The 14,953-nt window shown below is 64.4% G+C and carries 14 protein-coding genes; 6 read left to right on the top strand and 8 right to left on the bottom strand.

Annotation, left to right across the window (positions count from 1 at the left end; translation table 11 throughout):
- Position 1 precedes the first annotated feature (1 nt).
- The 6 genes from AWC03_RS14125 to AWC03_RS14100 all read right to left on the bottom strand — a co-directional run bounded on the left by AWC03_RS14125 (position 2) and on the right by AWC03_RS14100 (position 4,641).
- Positions 2 to 478: a VOC family protein gene (locus tag AWC03_RS14125; protein ID WP_085241231.1), complete on the bottom strand. Its 477-nt coding sequence runs from the start codon at positions 476 to 478 to the stop codon at positions 2 to 4.
- A 14-nt stretch (positions 479 to 492) separates the two neighbouring features.
- Complete coding sequence (locus AWC03_RS14120; RefSeq protein ID WP_085241229.1) at positions 493 to 1,242, bottom strand: SDR family NAD(P)-dependent oxidoreductase; 750 nt, start codon at positions 1,240 to 1,242, stop codon at positions 493 to 495.
- A complete protein-coding gene (locus tag AWC03_RS14115) occupies positions 1,239 to 2,480 on the bottom strand; it encodes an MBL fold metallo-hydrolase (protein ID WP_085241228.1) in 1,242 nt (413 codons plus the stop codon). The genes AWC03_RS14120 and AWC03_RS14115 overlap by 4 nt, the downstream gene beginning before the upstream one ends.
- Before the next feature lie 18 nt (positions 2,481 to 2,498).
- Positions 2,499 to 3,761, bottom strand: coding sequence for a sulfotransferase family protein (locus AWC03_RS14110; protein ID WP_085241227.1), 1,263 nt, complete (start codon positions 3,759 to 3,761; stop codon positions 2,499 to 2,501).
- Between the two features lie 71 nt (positions 3,762 to 3,832).
- The gene (locus AWC03_RS14105) at positions 3,833 to 4,219 is read right to left on the bottom strand and encodes a DUF2237 family protein (RefSeq protein ID WP_085241225.1); all 387 of its coding nucleotides are present in this window, start codon (positions 4,217 to 4,219) and stop codon (positions 3,833 to 3,835) included.
- Positions 4,220 to 4,308: 89 nt separating this feature from the next.
- A complete protein-coding gene (locus tag AWC03_RS14100; RefSeq protein WP_085241223.1) occupies positions 4,309 to 4,641 on the bottom strand; it encodes a PE domain-containing protein in 333 nt (110 codons plus the stop codon).
- Positions 4,642 to 4,831: 190 nt separating this feature from the next.
- On the opposite strand from AWC03_RS14100, the gene AWC03_RS14095 reads away from it, so the two are divergent.
- The 3 genes from AWC03_RS14095 to AWC03_RS28325 all read left to right on the top strand — a co-directional run bounded on the left by AWC03_RS14095 (position 4,832) and on the right by AWC03_RS28325 (position 8,247).
- Positions 4,832 to 5,965, top strand: a complete 1,134-nt coding sequence (locus tag AWC03_RS14095; protein WP_085241221.1) for a glycoside hydrolase 5 family protein — start codon at positions 4,832 to 4,834, stop codon at positions 5,963 to 5,965.
- A gap of 81 nt (positions 5,966 to 6,046) precedes the next feature.
- Positions 6,047 to 7,687: a putative alpha/beta hydrolase gene (locus tag AWC03_RS14090; protein ID WP_085241219.1), complete on the top strand. Its 1,641-nt coding sequence runs from the start codon at positions 6,047 to 6,049 to the stop codon at positions 7,685 to 7,687.
- Between the two features lie 74 nt (positions 7,688 to 7,761).
- Positions 7,762 to 8,247 (top strand): hypothetical protein, encoded by a 486-nt coding sequence (locus AWC03_RS28325; RefSeq protein WP_085241217.1) that lies wholly within the window; start codon positions 7,762 to 7,764, stop codon positions 8,245 to 8,247.
- A gap of 23 nt (positions 8,248 to 8,270) precedes the next feature.
- On the opposite strand, the gene AWC03_RS27890 is transcribed toward AWC03_RS28325, so the two are convergent.
- The gene (locus AWC03_RS27890) at positions 8,271 to 9,668 is read right to left on the bottom strand and encodes a hypothetical protein (protein WP_244275096.1); all 1,398 of its coding nucleotides are present in this window, start codon (positions 9,666 to 9,668) and stop codon (positions 8,271 to 8,273) included.
- A 57-nt stretch (positions 9,669 to 9,725) separates the two neighbouring features.
- Positions 9,726 to 10,205 carry a CAP domain-containing protein gene (locus AWC03_RS14075; RefSeq protein WP_208859304.1) on the bottom strand — a complete coding sequence of 160 codons (480 nt, stop codon included), beginning with the start codon at positions 10,203 to 10,205 and terminating at the stop codon, positions 9,726 to 9,728.
- Between the two features lie 327 nt (positions 10,206 to 10,532).
- Here AWC03_RS14075 and mtf2 point away from each other — a divergent pair, with 327 nt between their 5' ends.
- The 3 genes from mtf2 to AWC03_RS14060 all read left to right on the top strand — a co-directional run bounded on the left by mtf2 (position 10,533) and on the right by AWC03_RS14060 (position 14,498).
- Entirely contained in the window at positions 10,533 to 11,375 is an 843-nt protein-coding gene (mtf2, locus tag AWC03_RS14070; RefSeq protein ID WP_085241216.1) for a fatty-acid O-methyltransferase Mtf2, read from the top strand.
- Positions 11,376 to 12,001: 626 nt separating this feature from the next.
- Positions 12,002 to 13,939, top strand: coding sequence for a putative alpha/beta hydrolase (locus AWC03_RS14065; RefSeq protein WP_085241214.1), 1,938 nt, complete (start codon positions 12,002 to 12,004; stop codon positions 13,937 to 13,939).
- On the top strand, positions 13,920 to 14,498 hold the full coding sequence (locus tag AWC03_RS14060; RefSeq protein WP_085241212.1) for a hypothetical protein: 579 nt from the start codon (positions 13,920 to 13,922) through the stop codon (positions 14,496 to 14,498). The genes AWC03_RS14065 and AWC03_RS14060 overlap by 20 nt, the downstream gene beginning before the upstream one ends.
- Positions 14,499 to 14,953: the final 455 nt, after the last annotated feature.

Below are 14,953 nucleotides of genomic sequence, written 5' to 3'. Positions count from 1 at the left end.
GTCACGCCTCCCGCGGGGCCATCGACTGCAGGAACGCCGGGAAGTCGGGAAACAGCGCGCGATCGACGATTTCGATCCGCGCGCCGAACGCGTCGGTGAAGTAGGCGAACATCCCGAGGTCGGAGCCGGGCACCTCGGCGGTCATCTCGAGGGTGAAGCCGTTGTCCCGCAGCGCTCGTGCGCTCGCGGCCAGGTCGTCGCTGAAGTAGCCGAGGTGGTGGACCGCGTTGCCCGGCGGGGCGGTCCACGGCGTACCGGGCACCTCCTGCACGAGTTCGACGTGCGGGCTCTGCAACGAGTAGACGATCGTCGATGTCAGCTCGCGGACGCCGGCCGTGGTGCGGAACGGCAAGGTGTAGCTCATCGGCGTGATCCACCGGTAGCCGGCCAGTGCACTCAGCCGGGCCATGGCCGCCTCGAGGTCGGGCACGACGATGCCGGTGTGGTAGAGGTCCTCGGGTCGCAGCGCAAGTGCCATGTTTTCCTCGTGTCTCAGACGCAGTCCGACGCGGCGTCGACGACGAACACCGCGCCGCTGGTGTAGCTGCTTTGCTCGGTGCACAAGAAGGCGATGGTGGGGGCGATCTCCCCCACGGAACCGAAGCGGCGCAACGGGATATGCGCCAGCTCGGCCTCCACCAATTCGGCCGAGCCGTGCATGGGCGCGGTCATCGGGGTATCGACGGCACCCGGCGCCACCGCGTTCACCCGAATGCCCTTTGGCGCCCACTTGACGGCGAGATTCCTCGTGATACAGACGATCCCGGCCTTCGCCGCGCCGTAGCCGGGCACCAACGGGACCGCACGCAGTGCGGACATCGACGCCAGGTTCACCACGCTCGCGCCGCCGGCCGCCGTCGACGTCCGCAGGGCGCGATAGAGCCCGACCGTCAGCCGATAGGGTCCGGTGAGGTTGAGCGCGACCGACGCCTCGAACCCTTCCGGCTTCGATTCATCAAGGCCGCCGGGGAAATTGGCGCCGGCGTTGTTGACCAGCACGTCGAGGGCGGTGAATTTCTGCGCCAGCGCGTCGACCGACTCCGGATCGCTGATCTGCAGCTGATGGTAATCCATGCCGGACAGGTCGGCCTGATAGTCGGCCGGCCCCGGCTTGGTTCCGGTGACGGCGACGCGGGCCCCGGCGTCGCGGAACAAGACCGCGGTCGCGTGCCCGATTCCGCTGGTGCCGCCGGTGATCAGGGCCGTGGTGCCGCTGAAGTCGAAGCTGGCGCGTGCCGTCATGAGTTCCTCGCGATCTGGTGTCTGAGCCAGGCGCTTTCCCAGAAGTTGGAGCTGCCGGCCAGAAGCTTTTCGTGGGCGTCCCGCAACACGGCCCGCGCCCCGGTGTGGTCCGACGGCAGGAGCTCGGCGAGGTGGATGGCCTGCAGCGGGCGGCCGGCCGCCAGGTGTTCCCGAGCCCTGCCCACCACAGCGTCGGCCCCGGCAAGCTCGACCACGTCGGCGGCGACGGTGTCGAACCCGACCGGATAGAGTTCGGTGGTCGACTCGTGGTGAAACCATCCGGAGTAGTTCTCCCAGACGGCCCGCACGTCCCAGGTCACCTTCCCGTAGCCCTGCCCCACTTCGCATTCCGGGGGCAACGTGATCTCCCGCATCAGCGTCCGCACGTCCTTGCCGGCGTTCATCCCCTCCACGGTGCGATCGTGGACATAGGCGATCGCGTCCCGCAGCCGGGTCAGTTCGGCATGGATGCGTTCGGCGCCCGCGATCGGCTCGAAATGGCCGGTCACCAGGAGCTCGGGGCGCAGGTCGCGCACCCGCTCCACCGACGCGACGGCCGCCAGGGCGTCGCGGTAGCGGTCACCGCGCATGGTCACCAGGTTGGGGATGTGCCCAAACAGCGGGCCGAAGACGTTGCCGCACAGGCAGATTTGTTCGTCCGGCAGCCACACCACCAGCGAGTCGGTGGTTTCGCCGCCCGGCACGGAGATCAGTTCCATCCGCCGACCACCGAGCTGCAGGGTCAGGGTGTCTTCGAAGTCGAGGTCGACGACGGGAACACTCTGACCGGCCAGCCGCGTGCTATCGAGGCGTCGCTGAATCGCTTGGATCCCGGCCGCCAGGGTGTCCTTGAACGCGAAGGCGCTGCGGCCGGCACGGTAGGGCATGAGGCGCTCGTTGTCGTCGCGCCACAACGTCCAGTTCGCCTGGGCCACCACGGTGGTCTCCGGGTCGCGCACGCTGTCCAAGCCGCCGACGTGGTCGACGTGCCCCTGGGTGAAGATGACGTAGCGCACCGGGGAGGCGTCGACGGCGTCGAAGTTGGCGCGATGCACCGGGCCCTCGAACCCCATACCGGTATTGACGATCACCCGGCCTTCATCTGTGGTGAGCAGGTAGGCGTTTGAGAGCCCCGGTGAACACCACAGCCCGGGCGCGATCTCCTCGGCCCGGTCGGCGGCCGCGGGCCGCATGGCGTCGGCCCCGGGCCTGGTGCGGTAGACCGGTTCGAAACTCATCGCTCTCGTCGCCTCTCACTAGCTCTCGGCATGGACGTCGAACCTGTCGAAGTAGAAGTCGAAGCGACCGCGGAGCTCGGCCGGGGTGACGCCGAAGTGCCGTTGCAGGTCGTAGTGGATGCGACCGTGTTTGCCGCGCGGATTGCCCGCCAGGTATTTGTCGAACTGCGCGCGCACCTTCGGTGTCAATTCGACGCCGCCGCATTGGTAAAGCCGTTCGAGCACCGGCATTTCGTTGCCGTTGAGCTGATGGAAGCCGATGTCGATGCTGCGTTCGTCCGGCACGAGATCGCGGTCGCGCACGCATGCGCTCAGCAGCCGGTGCACCCGGTCGGTCCAGTAGTCGAGTAGCCAGTCCGGATCGATGCTCGTTCGTCGTAGTCGATCGGAGTAGGCCATCATCGTGACCGCCGACTGGATCACCGCAACGGGATCGCGGTGTGTGAAAGCCACTGTCGCGTCGGGAAACGTCGCCAGGAGCGGGCCCAGTTGCTCGCAGTGCTGAGGGCTTTTCAGAATCCAGGTCCGCGGGCCGCGCAGGAAGGTCAGCGCCTGGAGAACCTTCCTCAGGTATGCGTAATGCCGGGTCTGGTCCAGGTTCAGGTAGTAGTCGCGCCAGTCCGGCACGCGCGCATGCCATTCCAGGACATAGGCGGCCATATCGAGGTCGAGGAGTTCGACCTCCTCCTCGATCGCCTCGGGGAACCGGTCGTGCATGGCGGCGACCGCCGGCGCGCTGGCCATCAGCGCGTCGTGCTCGGAGCTGGCCCGCGCGTAGCGCGGGTCGATCCCGAAGATGTCGGGGCCCTGGCCACGCGCGGGAATCGGTTCCTGGCTCTCCCAGTACGGCAGCGCCCGCCGACGAGGGTCGGCGGCAACGAGATTCACCAGATGGGTGGTACCCGACCGCGGCATTCCGACGACGATGAACGGGTTCTCGATCGGGATGGCTTCGATTTCGGGATAACGACGGAGGAGATCGGTCAGCGACAACCGGTTGCGCAGCAACCGCACGACGCGTTGCCGCAGCGACGAGCGGGTGAGCTGCCGCAGGCCCACGTCGCCTTCGATCGCGGCGACGTGGGCGGCGAGACGATCGCCGAATCCGTCGACGTCGTCGATATCGTCGACCCCGGCCTGCTCGACCGCCTCGGCGAGCATCCGGTCGATGCCGAACTCGACGACTCTGGCCTCGGTGAATTCCAGGATCTGGCGTTGGACGTCGGTCAGCTTGGGCGCGGTCAGGTCGTCGAAGTCGATGTCGTCAACGGCAGAGCCCACCGGATCCTCTTTTCGACGTGTCGCCGACGGAAAATATGACACAGACGCTAGACGTCGAGCCGGCGTGGCCCCTACAGGTTCGCCAAGTCGTCGGGCACGTCGACCTTGTGTTCCTGCAGCACCTCCAGCGGCACGACCTCGAGGGTGCGCTCGTGCGTGCAGGCCAGCACCACCGGCGCGGCGCAGCCATCGTGATGCGCCCGAAGCCAATTCAGCGCGGTGACGCACCAACGATCACCGGGCAGCAGTCCGGGGAACCGGTATTCGGGAACCGGCGTCAGCAGGTCGTTGCCGATGGACCGCTGGTGCTCCAGGAATTCGGCCGTCATGACCGCACAGATCGTGTGCCGGCCGAGGTCCTCGGGCCCCGTCGAGCAGCAGCCGTCGCGGTAGTACCCGGTAAGTGGCTCTGTGCCGCACGGTTCCAGCGGACCGCCTAACACATTTCGCTCGCGCACGTATTCAGTATCGCGCTCGGTGGGGTGAAGTTTGAAGTGACTTTGCCGTCCGCTGCCCGGCGAATTTCTCCCGGCGGCAAAGAGCGGGGTCATCCCGCCATCGGGTAGCCGGCCAGCGGGCGGGCGCCGAGGACGCTTCGCGCCGCGGCCGCGTCGACCTCCGTGTAGATGCGGGCGATGTCGACGATCGCCGTGCCCGTCCGGACCAGCTCTCCTTGCGCCGTCGCGTGCAGTGCCAGGAAGGCGGTGGCCTCCGCGGCGAACGCGAGGGCCGCCTGCGCTGACACCTCGTCGGCACCGGCAGGAAGCAGCGCCGTGGTGGGAGGCGATGCGGTCACACCGGCCTGCAGCCCCTGCATGGCGCCCCGGACGACGTCGGACCCGACGTTGGCGGCGGCCGGATCGAATGACAGTGCCTGCACGGGCCTACTCCTCCACGTCGATATGTCGTGGAGGAATAATAGCACTAGGCAACTGTTTGGGTATGCAAAACTTTTCCTGAGAAATAGTTAAGCGGCGCGGATGACGGAGCGATAACAATTCCCACGTCAAGCCGGCGCGACGCGCTGAGCAAATCCCGGGGAAATGGCCGGGAAAATTTATCGTCACATCGTGCACCGAAGAACGGCCCTCAAGCTGCCACTTTTGCTGGCAGCAGGCACCGCGCTGGCGCGAGCCCCCCGCGCCTCCGCGGAGGAACGCGGCCGGTGGCCCGCCGACCGGGCGAACCGCTGGTACCAGGCGCAGGGCTTCCTCGTCGGGTCGAACTACATCACCTCAAACGCCATCAACCAGCTCGAGATGTTCCAGCCAGACACCTACGACCCGCGGCGCATCGACACCGAGCTCGGCTGGGCCAGGTTCTACGGACACAACACCGCCCGGGTGTTCCTGCACGATCAGCTGTGGGCCCAGGACCAGCGCGGCTTTCAGACCCGGCTCGCGCAGTTCGTCGACATCGCCGCGCGCCACCGCATCAAACCGCTGTTCGTGTTCTTCGACTCATGCTGGGACCCGGCGCCCCGGGCGGGCCGCCAGCGCCCGCCGACGCCCGGGGTGCACAACTCCGGCTGGGTGCAGAGCCCGGGCGCCGAACGCTTGGGCGACCCCCGCTACACCGGCGTCATCCGCGACTACGTCACGGCCGTGTTGACGCAGTTTCGCAACGACGACCGCATCCTGGGCTGGGATCTGTGGAACGAGCCCGACAACCCGGCACGCCAATACCGCAACACCGAGCGCAGCGACAAGGAACAGCTCGTCGGCAATCTGCTGCCGCAGGTATTCCGCTGGGCGCGCGCGGTGGACCCCAGCCAACCGCTCACCAGCGGCGTGTGGCGCGGCGACTGGGGACAACCCCAGGGCCGCAGCGCAATCAGCGATATTCAGCTGGCCAACGCCGACGTGATCACGTTCCATTCCTACGCCGACCCCGCGGGCTTCGAGTCCCGGATCGGCGAGCTCGCCCCGCTCGGCAGACCGATCCTGTGCACGGAGTACATGGCGCGGCCACGGGGCAGCACCGTCGAGGCCATTCTGCCGGTGGCCAAGCGCCACAACGTCGGAGCCATCAACTGGGGCCTGGTCGCCGGCAAGACGCAGACCTACTTTCCCTGGGAATCGTGGGACCACCCGTACACCACGATCCCGAAAGTCTGGTTCCACGACCTGCTCGCGCCCGACGGCCGACCCTTCAGGGACAGCGAGGCGCTGACGACCCGAAAGCTGGCCGGCACCCAGGCTTGAGCGGGGCCGTTCGGTTAGCCGAATTCGCCGTTGAACGCCCTTTTTGCGGTAGTAGGGTTGACCCGCGGGAAGGGGGCGGCGATGACTCTGACTCATCTGAGCGAGCCGGAGCTGATCGCCTCGGCCGGGGGCGACCCCTGGGCGATCAACCGGAGCCTGCAAGCGGGTAGCCCTTTTCAAATCTCACGCCTGGCTGAGACGTTCTATGCCGCGGGCCGACACACCGCCGAAGCCGACCATGCCTTCCAGATTGCCCAGCAGCGCTTCCGCGAGTCGTGGAACCACCAGAACGGCGACAACCCGATCAACGACTCCGCGGAAGTGCAGCGGTTGACGAAATCCCTTGGCGCCCAATCGGAGCAACTGCCCAAGATCGGCGCAGACTTGGAGAACATCGCCGGCGCCTTGGCCGATGCGCAGAAGCAGGGTGCCGCCGAGATCGCCACCTTGGAGCATCAGTTGCATTGGCTCGACGAGCTTTATGGCGCCGCGCAAGCGGATCTGCGGGATCCCAGCCTTCCGCCGAAGGAGGTAGCAAAGCTGCGCATGATCATGGAAGCCGCCCACGCCGACGCCGTGGACGACGTCCGCGACGCGGTGAAGCAGATGAACTCCATCCGCAACGGCTACTCGGATACCTTGCACAAAGCGCTGGGCTCGTTGCACAGCGAGGGCTACGACCCACCCGCCGCCGTCGACGACACCATGGAGCGTCCGTTGCGGGGTGAGGTGCGAGACCTCGGGCCAATCGCCGGTACCGGCGGCGTGCCCGGCATACCGGGGATCGGCGCGGCAGATCTTGGCGAGATCGTCGAGGTGCCGGGACAACCAGGAAAATTTCTCGCCATCTTTGGGGATTCATTCGCTGGCAACAAGGTCGGCGAGGGTCTGCATTACCGATCCGTGGCCGTACCGGTGACCTTCGACGCCGACGGACGCCCGCACTTCGGAGCGCCGTTGACCGGAGCCAAGGACAGTGGCCATGAGCTATTCACCATGCCCGACGAGGCGGTCAAGGCGGGAATCGACGACACGCTACCCGCCGGAACAATCACGCTCGGGAACAAGACATACATGATGGTGACGGGCACCAAGGGAGATCTTCAGCCCGTGGGTTCGTGGCTGGTCGAAGTCAATGGCGATCCCGGCAAAGGCTGGACGATGGTGCCTGGCTCCTTCCGCCCCGCGGCAGACGCACCCACTCAGGTCAGCGGCTACAAGGGCTCGGACGGCAAGGTCTACATCGCCGCCGACTCCTTCGATCGCAGCCGAGGCGTCACCGTGTACCGGGCAGACCCGGACAAAGTGTTCGATCGCAACAGTTGGCAACCGTGGACCGGCAACGCCTGGGGCCAGGCAGGGCAACATGCCGCGCCGGTGACTACCGACCGCTACGGGGAGCTCAGCTTTCGGGAGATCGGCGGTAAGCCTGTCTTGTCCGGATTCAATGTCGACGCTCAAGGCGGACGCATGGAAGTACGGGTCGGACCTGATCCGACCGGTATATTCGGCAACGTGCCGACAACAATTGTCGCGCAGAATGGAGATCCAGGAGCGCCTAAGTTTCTGCCCCAGCCGTACGGTGGATACATCATGCCTGGCTCAACATTGGATGACATGAAGATATTGGTCAGTCAATGGAATACAGCGAAGGATGCGAATGGTCTGGCTATCGGCACGCCCTATCAAACTCGAGAATTTCAAGTCAACCCTTTCCATTGAGACCCTGACACGTCGAGCCCGGAGTCGATAGGAACGAAATGACCGCAAAGACGCTCACCTGCTGTTACGCACTTATGTGCGCCGGTTTAATGGGTGTATCCACGGCGCACGCCGACGCGCTCAGCTTCCCCGACCTGAGCACATACGCTCCCGCCAATACGAAGGATTATCAGATTTCAGTGCCCAACCCTGGACGGCAGCCCGAACAGACAGTGTACTTCCTCACGCCGGACGGCATCGTCTGCAAATTCACCCTCGATCAGGCATCGTGCAGTGGAAATAACTTGCCGGCCATACCTCCGGCGGCATCAAATCCTGACGCTGGGATTAACGGCGTCAATTCGATAGGAACCACCAGTGGGCTTAAACAGACGAGTGGAGGCGAACCGTCGCATGTAATCCTCGGACAGCCGATCAAGACCCTTCCTCCGGAACACTCTCTCACGGTGAATGGGTTTGTATGCGGAGTTGATAATTCCGGCACGACCGCATGTAAAGACCCGCAAGGGCGTGGCTTCGTGCTATCACCGCACGGCTCCGGTTGGCTCCCACACGTGTGAACGTTGCTTGGGCCAAGCAGTTCTCACGCGGCTTTGATCTTGCGTACGGTCTCCGCGAGAAGCTCGTCGAGGCTACTCAGCGGCAGGGGCGGCGTGTCCCCCTTGAATAGCCAACCACCGTCGCTTGAGCTGCTGATGACGATCAGCCCCCGCACTTGGGCAACTCGCAGCGCCTCGACGCCTTCACCACAGACGCCGTGGCCACGGACATCAACCTCCCGCATCCACCGATGCGTTAACCGAACCGTGTCCTCGCCTTCGGCGACAGCCGAGTCGGTTTGGAGGAACTGGCGGTTCTGGCGGTCCCCGCACACTGTCGGCTTCTCGGCCAAGTGCGCGGTGCAACTGGCGATCTCAGCCCGGAGATCGGCCAGGAAGTTGTCGCCCGCGAGCGCCCGGCTGATCTTTACTTTGGGCCTCGGCGGCTTCCCCGGCTGGTCCCACTTCGACCCGTCGAAGTCCTGCCAGCCTGCCAGGGGTTCGTATCGCTGGGCGGGGGCCCGGCCACCGGAGGCGCAGAGTGACCAGAACCGACTGCCCGGCTCGCCGGTGGAGGTCTCGTTGTCACCAGAATCGGTCTCAATGCCGGTGTCCACCCGGAGTGCCGGAAGCAAGGTCGAAATCTGAGCCCGGCTCCAGTCGGCGAGCGGTGGCGGCAGCGCCGAACGTGGTCGCGGTCGCCCTGCCGCGCTGATCAATTGCGACAGAAGTTGATTACGCGAGGCCGCCGACGGATCGGGCGTGCGATACCACGCCTGCACGGTCACTCTGCTGGGAAGCACGGTGGCCGCCGCGATGTTGACGATGGAGGGCCATTGCAGGCCGGTGTCGCCCGACTGATACTGCGTCAGCTGTTCGCTGGATTCACCGATCAGCCAGCCTTGGATGCCGTCGCTGTCCATGGAGTGGGCAGTGGTCCACATGGGACACCGACGAGCCCACGCGGCCATCTCACCCGCAACGTCGTCGCGATCGTCGGCAACAGTGAACCGGATCCGGACGGAATCACCGCCGTTTGCGGCGAATCGATTGCTCAAGGAACGGCCGGTGGCGTCTGTGGCGGGGCTGTACTCCACGTCCAATTCCGGCTTATCCGTCGCTCCGAACCTCGGTAGACGCTGGCAGCCTTCAGGAGTGGACTCCCGACCCTGGAAGGGCGGCTCTGCCCCGAAGCCCGGACGGGGCTGGTAGACGCTCACGCCGTTGAAGAGATTGTCTTGTACGTCAGCCAGCCCGGGTATGCAGCGCGCCAACCGATCCGGCGCACAATCCCCACCTTCGATCGGCGCGGCCGTGAGCGTCGCCGGACTCGAGGCCGATTCGTGCTTGTGAGACGTGCAGGCATCTGCGGTCGTCACGAGCACAGCAACCAAGCCAAGCCTCGCGACCGCGCGAACGAGACCCCGATCAACCGACGCCACGTGCCGACTCTATGTCACTGGTCTGGTCGAGCAACGAATGTCTTGCAGAGCAATGACTTAGGAAGCCGCGAAATCACCCACCACGGTCATCTTGTTGCCATCCCAGGCGGTGGCGAAGCCGGCCGCGGTGAAAGCGCAATTCATGATGATCCCTCGGTGCGGAGGGCTTTGCATCCACGAGTCGAGGGCCTGGGTGGCATTCGCGGCTGATCCGGTGCCCCAGAAGACAATCTCACCCGTGGCGGGGGGCCTGCTGTAGCCGGCTTCTGCGATGCGCGTCCGCGGCGAAGAGCCGTCGGAACCGATATGGCCGCTTAAACCGGTGCGCAACATATCGTCGGCGTGCCACTGCGCCGCCAGCCTCAAACGCGGGTCGTCTGTGAGCGGCCCGCAAGGTTGGCGAAGCCCGTTGACGCCGCTGTACAGGACAGCGACCGAATCGTCTGCGTGCGCCACGAATTCAGCGGCCGTGCCCACAGCCACCATGAGGACACAGCAAGACGAGAAGATGGCGGCGATCGCGACTTTGTTCGTCATGTGGCCTCTTACTGCGCGCCGTGCAGTTGTCCGTGAGGCCATGCTATCCACCTTCGGCCGGGACTGCCGGGAATCACAACCCATTCGCTGCAGGGAAGGTCCCCATCGGGCGGCCGAGCGCATCCACCGGCCCCTCTGGTACGGGGTCGGACTCGCTCGTGACGGGCGGCGGCCCACTCAGGGCCGAACACCTTTGGTGCACTTTTGAACCCATCCAGAAAACGTTGGCACCGCACTCAAGAACGGCCGCCGGTCTGGCGGAAGCCGGGTTAAGTCGATCGCGCTGAATCCGATCAGGATCAAGCTGGCTTTTGCTATGCTCCGGCCATGGCGCTGCAGGGTCAACAGCGCGGCTTTCGCCGCCTCCTGTGGGATAAGGCCAGCGCGAAGTACGCGCAGTATATTCACGAGTACTTTTATCAGAAGTTTTTCTACCGCTACTTAACACGCAAGCTGTCCGTCAATGACGTTGTGTTCCTCAATTACGGTTATGAAGAAGATCCACCAATGGGCGTTCCGCTGGCGCCCTCCGACGAACCGAACCGGTATTTCATCCAGCTTTATCACCGCACGGCAACTCAGGTCGACCTCCGCGGTAAGGACGTGCTGGAGGTCGGTTGCGGTCACGGCGGCGGAGCCTCCTACCTCACCCGCACCCTGCACCCAGCGTCATACACGGGACTGGATTTGAATCCGGCCGGTGTGGCCTTTTGCCGGGAAAGGCACAATCTTGCCGGCCTGAAGTTCGTGGAAGGTGACGCCGAGAACCTGCCTTTCCCGGACGAATCGTTCGACGCGGTGATCAACATCGAATCCTCACACCTCTACGCGCAGTTTCCCCGATTCCTCTCCGAAGTTGTACGTGTGCTGCGCCCCGGCGGGCATTTCCTCTACGCCGATTTCCGCCTCACCGCGGGCACTGCCACCTGGGAAGCAGAATTAGCCGAGGCGCCGATGCGGATTCTTTCGCAGCGGATGATCAATTCAGAGGTCATGCGCGGGATGGAGAAGAACTCACAGTGGTGGATGGCGGTGGTCAACGCACTTGTGCCGGCCTTCGCGCGCAGCTTCGCCGTCACCCGTGGGTACCAATTTGTATGGAATACGTACCAGGGCCTGCAAAGCGGCGGACCTATGGAATACCGGATGTACTGCTTCGCCAAGGCGTGAGGCCGCCTCCCGGTCAGAGGCAGTGCATTCCTCTGGCGGCTTCGACGTAATCAACCCGACGGACGGGACCCGCTAGCGAATGCGGCCCACAACTCTGACGGTTGCTCCCGTCGATGGGCCGGCGACTGTCGAGCCGGTGCTTCAATCCGCTTCGGACTCAAAGACCATGGCTTGGCCTTGATCGGCCGGTGATCTAGCGGCCGTCGCGGAGTTGGTGGGACGTGCGGCAATGACACGCCCGCCGCCTCGGCCGTCTTCTCGCGCGAGATTCCGTGCTCGAATCCCTCGCGGATGAGCTGGCGCAGCTCTTCGTCAGCCTCGTCGAGCGCCGCGTGTCTACGTTGCCGCAGTTTGGCTGCACGACGAATGGGTGCCGATGGGCGAGAGCAGGACGACCTACATCATTCGATCAAAGTCAAAATCCGAAATCGTCAACGTAGCGCAGACTGCGTGACATTAGCCCCAACCGTGATCTAATGCTCCTCGCGATGATGGTTCGCGGAACGGGAATCGAACAGGTCGGGACGGCATCAGTGACTTGACCGCTGGAACCACAGCAGTACGGTTACATCGACCCAGAAGGGGGCGACCGTGTTCGTCAGTGCTGGCCGGCCGCAGCCGACGCGATGCAGCTTGCAAACCTGAGCGAAGCAGAATTAATCGCGGGGGCCGGCGGTGATCCGTGGGCAGTCAATGACAGCCTGCAGGCTGGCAGCCCGTATGAGATCTCTCGTCTGGCTGGGGCCTTTCATGACGCTGGCCGGTGCACGGAGGAGGCGGAACACGCTTTCCAGTTCGCCCGCAGCCGATTCGACGCCGCGTGGAACCACCAGAATGGCGACCACCCGATCAACGACTCGGCCGAGGTTCAGCGGGTGGTCAAATCGCTTGGCGCGCAGTCCCTTCAGCTGCCCAAGATCGGGGCTGATCTGGAAAACATCGCAGCTGCGTTGGCCGAGGCGCAAAAAGCCGGAAGCCAGGTCATCGCTGCGCTGGAGCGTCAGCTGCAATTGCTCGACAAACTAATCGGCGCAGCGAAGAAGGATTTGGACGATCCCACACTTGACGCACACAGCCGGTCTCAACTGCAATCGTTGATCAACGACGCCAAGGCCGATGCCGTCGATGAAACACGAGATGCTCTCAACCAGGTGAATTCCATCCGCAACGGATACTCGGCAACGCTGGAGTCGGCACTGGGGAATCTACGCACCGATGGCTTTGCCCCGGAGGATCTCGAGCAAGCGGACGCAGATCCTCAAATCCCGCCGCCGAATACGAAGCCAGAGGACGTGAACCGGTGGTGGACATCCCTGACACCCGAACAACGCCAGAGGTTCATCGCTGAGCACCCCGACAAGATCGGCAACCTCAACGGCGTCCCAGTCCTCGCCCGCAGTGACGCCAACATTTCAGTGATGAACCAAGACCTCAGCCGCGTGCGCGGCATCGCCAACCGCAGCGGGGTCTCAGTCGACGATGTCCTCCGTGACCCCGGGAAATACGGACTGTCCGACACCGACATCACCCGCTACCACAACGCCGACGAGACCAAGCAGGGCCTCGACCACGACTCTGATCACGGCCATAACCCTGTCTACCTCTTCGCATACGATCCCACGGCGTTCGGAGGCAAGGGACGCGCTGCGGTCTGCATCGGCAACCCCGACACGGCCAAGAACACCGCCGTGATCGTCCCCGGCACCAGCAGCAGCGTCAAAGGCGGCTGGCTGCACGAGGGCCACAACGACGCACTGAACCTCTACGGACAAGCTAACGCCGCCGACCCGAACAACCCCACCGCGGTGATTGCGTGGATGGGCTATGACGCTCCTAACGAGTTCAAAGACCTCCAACGCATCTCGACACCCATGCTCGCCCGCACCGGCAGCGAGGCGCTGGCGCAAGATGTGAACGGCCTGTGGGCTACGCACCTAGGCGGCGGCCAACACGTCACGGTGCTGGGCCACTCTTACGGCTCGACGACGGTCGCGGATGCCTTCGCCATGCACAATATGCACGCGAACGACGCGGTGCTCATCGGCTGCCCCGGAACCGACATGGCCCACAGCGCTGCCGACTTCCACCTCGATGGCGGCCACGTTTATGTGGGAGCGGCGTCCACCGACCCGATCAGTCTGATCGGCGAATCAAATGGTCTGAGCAAGTCCATATTTGGAGGAGACATCGGTGGCCAGTGGCTCGGCACGGACCCGGGCCTGGGGGTCGATCCGGCCGCCGACGGCTTCGGATCGGTTCGGTTCCGCGCGGAAGTACCCGGTTCTGACGGCATCAACGCCCGGCACGACCATTCGCAGTACTACAACCTCGGAGGCGAGGCGCTACACAGTATGGCCGACATCGCCTCGGGTCATGGCGATGCACTGCAAGCCGACGGGATGACGGCGGGGCATCGTCATCAGCCGGGCGTGCAGATCAATATTCCCGGGCTCGGGCCGGTCAATGTAGGCCCCCAGACGCCGGCATTTGTCGACCCGGAGTGGGACCGCTCACCTGGATCCGTTACCAGCGATCATTACTTCGATGCTGAACACCACCACTGAGTCCCCAGGCAGGGGGCCGCAGAAAGCGGGGCTTGCTGCCCTCGCACTCATCGTCATGCTGTTGGGAGGGTGTGCACTGGTGATGAACAAACCGCATTCTTCGGGTCCATCGACGAATCCATTCGATGATTCAGCCCACCCGCTCACCGATGACCAGACCATGGCACAAGTAATCGAACCAGCCAAACAAATCGTGGCCATCGCCAATCTTCAAGGCGTGGACGGCGGATTCTCCTTCGCCTCGTGCAACGATCAGGGCGATCCCCCTTATCAAGGCAGGGTCACCATCGGGTTTTTGCTGCAGGGAGACCCCGACAGCTACTTCCAGCACGTCCGCGATGCAATGCGCGCAAACGGCTGGCACGATGGCGCCCCGCCAGGACAGCACCTCCACGGCACCACCCTCAATAAAGACGGTGTCACCGCCAACTTGGGGTACATACCTTCGGACCACAGCCGAGGGCAGATTCTCCTGTATGGGGAATGTCGCGATCCGAACGACCACCACCACGACCCCGGGGCCGGCGTTGATATCACCAGCCAGTTAACCGGGCGATGACGCTTCGGGTCGTGCTCCGCCACGGCAGAATCGGCGCTCGAAGTCTTGCAGCACGCGAATGAGTCAGCTGACCGCGCGTCCGCAGTGGCTCGACTCCATGCGGGACCGCCGCCCGGTGGCTTCGTCGGCGGCGTGGGCGAGAATGCCTGCAGCTGGGGCTACACGGGGTACTGGCCGCCGGACGGCGAGGCTGGGCCCGGCTAGGCAGCGCTGACCGAATGCTCCGGGGAAGCGACCGTCGCTGCGACGCTCTGTGCCAGACATTCATGCAAGGATGCGGTCAAAGTGTGCTCATGAGGCGGCCGCGGTGGCGCCCAGCAAACAGAAAAACAGGCTGTCTAGCTAAGCGAACCCGCTGACAGCTTTGGCGGTGGCGGAGGTGTGTGAGTTCACGACATAGGTGACACATGAGTCGCGTCATGGGTTACACCTGTGTCGATGCCCGATGAGTCGCG

Source organism: Mycobacterium europaeum (assembly GCF_002102155.1).
GTDB lineage: Bacteria > Actinomycetota > Actinomycetes > Mycobacteriales > Mycobacteriaceae > Mycobacterium > Mycobacterium europaeum.
The sequence above is the reverse complement of the archived record's forward strand: the minus strand, read 5'-3'. Positions and strand labels throughout refer to the sequence as shown.

Coding starts and splice junctions, on each gene's coding strand:
- AWC03_RS14090 (WP_085241219.1), top strand. CDS start 6,047: ATGACTCTGACTCATCTGAGCGAGCCGGAGCTGATCGCCTCGGCCGGG.
- AWC03_RS14065 (WP_085241214.1), top strand. CDS start 12,002: ATGCAGCTTGCAAACCTGAGCGAAGCAGAATTAATCGCGGGGGCCGGC.
- mtf2 (WP_085241216.1), top strand. CDS start 10,533: ATGGCGCTGCAGGGTCAACAGCGCGGCTTTCGCCGCCTCCTGTGGGAT.
- AWC03_RS14125 (WP_085241231.1), bottom strand. CDS start 478: ATGGCACTTGCGCTGCGACCCGAGGACCTCTACCACACCGGCATCGTC.
- AWC03_RS14115 (WP_085241228.1), bottom strand. CDS start 2,480: ATGAGTTTCGAACCGGTCTACCGCACCAGGCCCGGGGCCGACGCCATG.
- AWC03_RS14075 (WP_208859304.1), bottom strand. CDS start 10,205: ATGACGAACAAAGTCGCGATCGCCGCCATCTTCTCGTCTTGCTGTGTC.
- AWC03_RS14060 (WP_085241212.1), top strand. CDS start 13,920: ATGCTGAACACCACCACTGAGTCCCCAGGCAGGGGGCCGCAGAAAGCG.
- AWC03_RS14120 (WP_085241229.1), bottom strand. CDS start 1,242: ATGACGGCACGCGCCAGCTTCGACTTCAGCGGCACCACGGCCCTGATC.
- AWC03_RS28325 (WP_085241217.1), top strand. CDS start 7,762: ATGTGCGCCGGTTTAATGGGTGTATCCACGGCGCACGCCGACGCGCTC.